This window comes from Polaromonas sp. P1_E3, from assembly GCF_056405935.1.
This window is the reverse complement of sequence record NZ_JBFUBD010000246.1, coordinates 1-4,143: the sequence shown is the minus strand read 5'-3', so window position 1 is coordinate 4,143 and position 4,143 is coordinate 1. Positions and strand designations below refer to the sequence as shown.

General features: G+C 59.2%; 5 protein-coding genes. All 5 read right to left on the bottom strand.

The features are described from left to right. Window positions 1–97: 97 nt before the first annotated feature. Window positions 98–715 carry a ribonuclease HII gene (gene rnhB / locus AC1D0Z_RS16955; protein ID WP_477659387.1) on the bottom strand — a complete coding sequence of 206 codons (618 nt, stop codon included), beginning with the start codon at window positions 713–715 and terminating at the stop codon, window positions 98–100. Continuing rightward, complete coding sequence (gene lpxB / locus AC1D0Z_RS16950) at window positions 687–1,817, bottom strand: lipid-A-disaccharide synthase (RefSeq protein WP_477659388.1); 1,131 nt, start codon at window positions 1,815–1,817, stop codon at window positions 687–689. Before lpxB ends, rnhB begins: the two co-directional genes overlap by 29 nt. Before the next feature lie 100 nt (window positions 1,818–1,917). Then, complete coding sequence (gene lpxA, locus AC1D0Z_RS16945; RefSeq protein ID WP_477659386.1) at window positions 1,918–2,730, bottom strand: acyl-ACP--UDP-N-acetylglucosamine O-acyltransferase; 813 nt, start codon at window positions 2,728–2,730, stop codon at window positions 1,918–1,920. A 31-nt stretch (window positions 2,731–2,761) separates the two neighbouring features. Further along, on the bottom strand, window positions 2,762–3,202 hold the full coding sequence (fabZ, locus tag AC1D0Z_RS16940) for a 3-hydroxyacyl-ACP dehydratase FabZ (protein ID WP_477659385.1): 441 nt from the start codon (window positions 3,200–3,202) through the stop codon (window positions 2,762–2,764). After that, window positions 3,199–4,143: UDP-3-O-(3-hydroxymyristoyl)glucosamine N-acyltransferase (gene lpxD, locus AC1D0Z_RS16935; RefSeq protein ID WP_477659384.1), on the bottom strand; the 945-nt coding region annotated here is incomplete at its 5' end. The genes lpxD and fabZ, both read right to left, overlap by 4 nt.

Below are 4,143 nucleotides of genomic sequence, written 5' to 3'. Positions count from 1 at the left end.
GTGCTGTCTTGCGACAGTTTGCGCAGATCCTTGATCAGCGGGTTGTCGCGAGAAGTGACGTACGTGGCGGAACCAGAGAGCCCGGAAGAAGCGGAACTCACCGCAGGACCTCGGCGACCGGTGCGAAAGACCTTCGATGTTGCGGGCAGGCGCCGTGTTCGCGCAACGCAGCCAGATGCTCGGCCGTGCTATAGCCCTTGTGGTCGGCGAATCCGTACTGCGGATACTCGAGGTGGAATTCTGCGCACCAGCGGTCGCGGTAAACCTTGGCCAGAATCGATGCTGCGGAAATCGACGGCACCAGCGCATCGCCACCCACAATGGCCTCGGAAAGGATGATCAGCGTCGGCAGCCGGTTGCCGTCAACAAGCACCTTGTTGGGCTTCAGGCGCAGCCCTTCCACCGCACGCCGCATGGCCAGCATGGTGGCCTGGAGGATGTTGATGCTGTCGATTTCTTCGGCGCTTGCCAGCGCGATCGAACAGCACAGCGCCTTGGCGCGGATTTCGTCATACAACTTTTCGCGGCGCAAGGCGGTGAGTTTTTTGGAGTCGGCCAATCCCTGGATGGGATTGAGCTCGTCCAGAATGACGGCAGCCGCAACCACCGGGCCCATCAACGGGCCCCGACCGGCTTCATCCACGCCAGCCACCAGGCCAGGCGTATCCCATGACAAGGGTGTTTGCTCAGCTTTCAAGAATTTGCTGGATCGCATCTGTCGCCAGTTTTGAAGTGTCCCGCTGCAGTTCCGCATGCAACGCGGTAAATCGTTGTTCTACAGCCGCTATTTTGTCAGGTGCCGAAGACTTTGCGTCAATCCATTTCAGCACTTCCGCTGCCAACGCCTCAGGCGTGGCTGCGTCCTGCAGCAGCTCTGGAACGACAAAATCCCTGCAGAGAATGTTGGGCAGACCCACCCAGGGCTGCAATTTCTTGCGCCGCATGATTTGCCAGGACAGCCAGTTCATGTTGTAGGCAATCACCATGGGCCGCTTGAAAAGCGCGGCCTCCAGCGTGGCCGTGCCGCTGGCTATCAGCGTCACATCGCAGGCCGCCAACGCTCCATGAGACTGCCCTTCGATGATTTGCAGGTGATGTTTCATTCCCGCCTGCCCGGCGTGGCGCTCAATCAGGCCCTTCAGCGCGGGAATGGCAGGCACTATAAATTTGATAGCTGGTTGCGCACGGCTAATAAGGCCTGCAGCCTCAAAGAATCGTTTAGCCAGATACTGGATCTCGGATTTCCGKCTCCCGGGAAGTATGGCCACGACAGTATCTTCATCCTGCAGGCCGAGTTTGCGCCGGGCTGCCGCCCGGTCAGGCTGCCGGGGAATAACATTGGCCAGCGGGTGCCCCACATAGGTCGCGGCGATGCCATGTGCGGCCAGCAGCGCCGGCTCAAAAGGGAAAATGCACAGCACGTGGTCTACGCTGCGCCGGATCTTTTCCACGCGGTCGGCACGCCACGCCCAGATGGCGGGACTGACAAAATGCACAGTCTTGATGCCCTGAGCCTTGAGGGCAGCTTCCAGGTCAAGGTTGAAATCAGGGGCATCAATCCCCAGGAAAAGGTCCGGGCGCTGGTCGAGCAGGCGCTGTTTCAATTGTTCGCGTATGCCCACGATCTCACGGTAATGCCGCAATACTTCGACATACCCCCGTACCGCAAGCTTCTCGCTGGGCCACCAGGCTTTGAACCCACGGCTCGCCATCTGTGAGCCGCCGATACCGTTTGCTGTCAGCGCCGGCCAGCGGGCTTTGAAACCATCCAGCAGCAGCCCGGCAAGCAAGTCTCCTGAAGTCTCACCTGCGACCATTGCCACGCAAGGGGTGCCACGAGGTGCCAGGCCGTCCGCAGCGGGGAGACCAGCCTCTCTACGGGCTGGCAGAGGGCTTGGCTCCATGAAGGACATGGCCTTACCGCACAATGCCGCGCTGCGGCGAGGTTTGTTCCAGAAATGAAAGCATCATCTGCACGTCAGGCGCGGCATCCGGGTACTTTTCCGTCAGGGCGGCAATGCGCTCGCGCGATGCGTCCAGGGTCAGGTCGTCGCGGTACAACGCCTTGTGCATGGCCTTGACGGCGGCAATGCGGTCGGGCGAAAAACCCCGGCGCCGCAGCCCTTCAAAATTCATGGAACGCGCCTCGGCAGGTTGGCCCTGCGCCATGACAAAAGGCGGCAGATCGGCAAACAGCAGCGAACACATGGCCGTAAAACTGTGGGCGCCAATTTTCACGAATTGATGCGCGACGGTGAAACCGCCCAGGATCACCCAGTCGCCGACATGCACATGCCCACCCAGCTGGGTGTTGTTGGCAAAAATGGTGTTGTTGCCGACCACGCAGTCATGCGCCAAATGCACATACGCCATCAACCAGTTGTCATCTCCTACACGGGTTACACCGCTGTCCCCCGGAGAGCCAATATTGAAGGTGCAGAACTCACGAATGGTGTTGCGGTCGCCGATGACCAGCTCACAAGGCTCGCCCGCGTATTTTTTATCCTGCGGAATGGCGCCCAGCGAATTGAACTGGAAGATCCTGTTGTCACGGCCAATGGTGGTATGGCCTTCAATCACGCAGTGGGCGCCTATAGTGGTGCCGGCGCCGACCTTCACATGCGGGCCAATGACCGTATAGGGACCGACACTCACCGAATCGTGAAGCTGCGCCTGTGGATCCACAAGGGCCGTGGCGTGAATGCCCGGCACTAAAGCTGCTGTTGTCATGTCACGCTTGCCTTGATTCTCACAATCCTGATCATGCAATCGTGCGCATGGTGCACATCAATTCGGCTTCGCAGGCGATGGCGTCACCTACCCGGGTAACTCCCTTGAACTTGAAGATTCCGGCCTTCATGCGATCCAGTGTGACATCCATGATCAATTGGTCGCCGGGTTCAACAGGCCGTTTGAAGCGTGCGCCATCGATACCGGCGAAGTAATAGACCGTCTTGTCGTCGGGCGTTACACCCAGTGTTTCGAACGCCAGCAGCGCAGCCGCCTGCGCCATGGCTTCAAGCATCAGGACGCCGGGCATGACCGGATGATGGGGAAAATGGCCCATGAAAAAAGGCTCGTTCATCGTGACGTTTTTAAGCGCCTTGATTCGTTTGCCTTTTTCGATTTCCAGCACGCGGTCCACCAGCAAAATGGGATAGCGATGCGGCAGCTGTTTGAGAATTTGGTGGATATCCATCATGATTTTTCTTGAATGTGTCCTGAGTGCAGGATGGCCTTTTCGGCCTCCCTGAGACGCTCACGAAGCGTATGAAGCTGCTTGAGCGTTGCGGCATTTTTCTCCCAGACAGCATTGTCGTCGATGGGAAAGAGGCCGGTGTAATGCCCGGGTTTCAAAATGGATCGGGTCACCACCGATGCCGCCGAAACATGCACACCATCGGCGAGCGTCAGATGGCCCAATACGATGGCGCCACCGCCCACGGTGCAATGTGCACCAATCGTGGCGCTACCGGCGACACCGGCACAACCCGCCATGGCGGTATGTTTGCCCACCCGCACGTTGTGGCCGATTTGAACCAGGTTGTCGAGCTTCACACCGTCTTCCAGCACCGTATCCTGCAAGGCACCGCGGTCAATGCAGGTGTTGGCGCCTATCTCGACATCATTGCCGATCTGCACACCGCCGAGTTGCTCGATCTTCACCCACTGCCCCTGGTGCGACGCAAAGCCAAATCCATCAGCTCCGATGACCGCGCCGGAATGCACGATGCAACGCTCACCGACGCGACAACCGTCGGCGACAGTCACACGCGCCGACAACCGGGTATTCGCGCCGATTTGCACATGCTGCCCGACGACGCAATGCTCCGCAATCCGCGCATTTTCACCAATCGCTGCGCCTTGACCGATGCAGGCGAATGCACCGATAGAAACGCCGGGCGCCACAGTGGCAGAGGGATCAACATAGGCACTGGGGTGAATGTGCGGAGCCATCTGCGGAGAATGCCGCAGCCTCCAGAGCTGGGTCACCAAAGCAAAGGCATGGTAAGGATCGTCTGTCACGATGCAGGCGCCCCGCTTGACGGCAGTTTCCCTCACGGCGGGCGCCACAATCACGCAGACAGCTGCGGACTGCGCAAGCTGGGAGAGATATCTTGGGTGGCTGAGGAAGCTCAGATC

What these genes read in the sequence shown, in the direction of transcription:
- rnhB (WP_477659387.1), bottom strand. Translation starts at nt 715, where the DNA reads ATGCGATCCAGCAAATTCTTGAAAGCTGAGCAAACACCCTTGTCATGG.
- lpxA (WP_477659386.1), bottom strand. Translation starts at nt 2,730, where the DNA reads ATGACAACAGCAGCTTTAGTGCCGGGCATTCACGCCACGGCCCTTGTG.
- fabZ (WP_477659385.1), bottom strand. Translation starts at nt 3,202, where the DNA reads ATGATGGATATCCACCAAATTCTCAAACAGCTGCCGCATCGCTATCCC.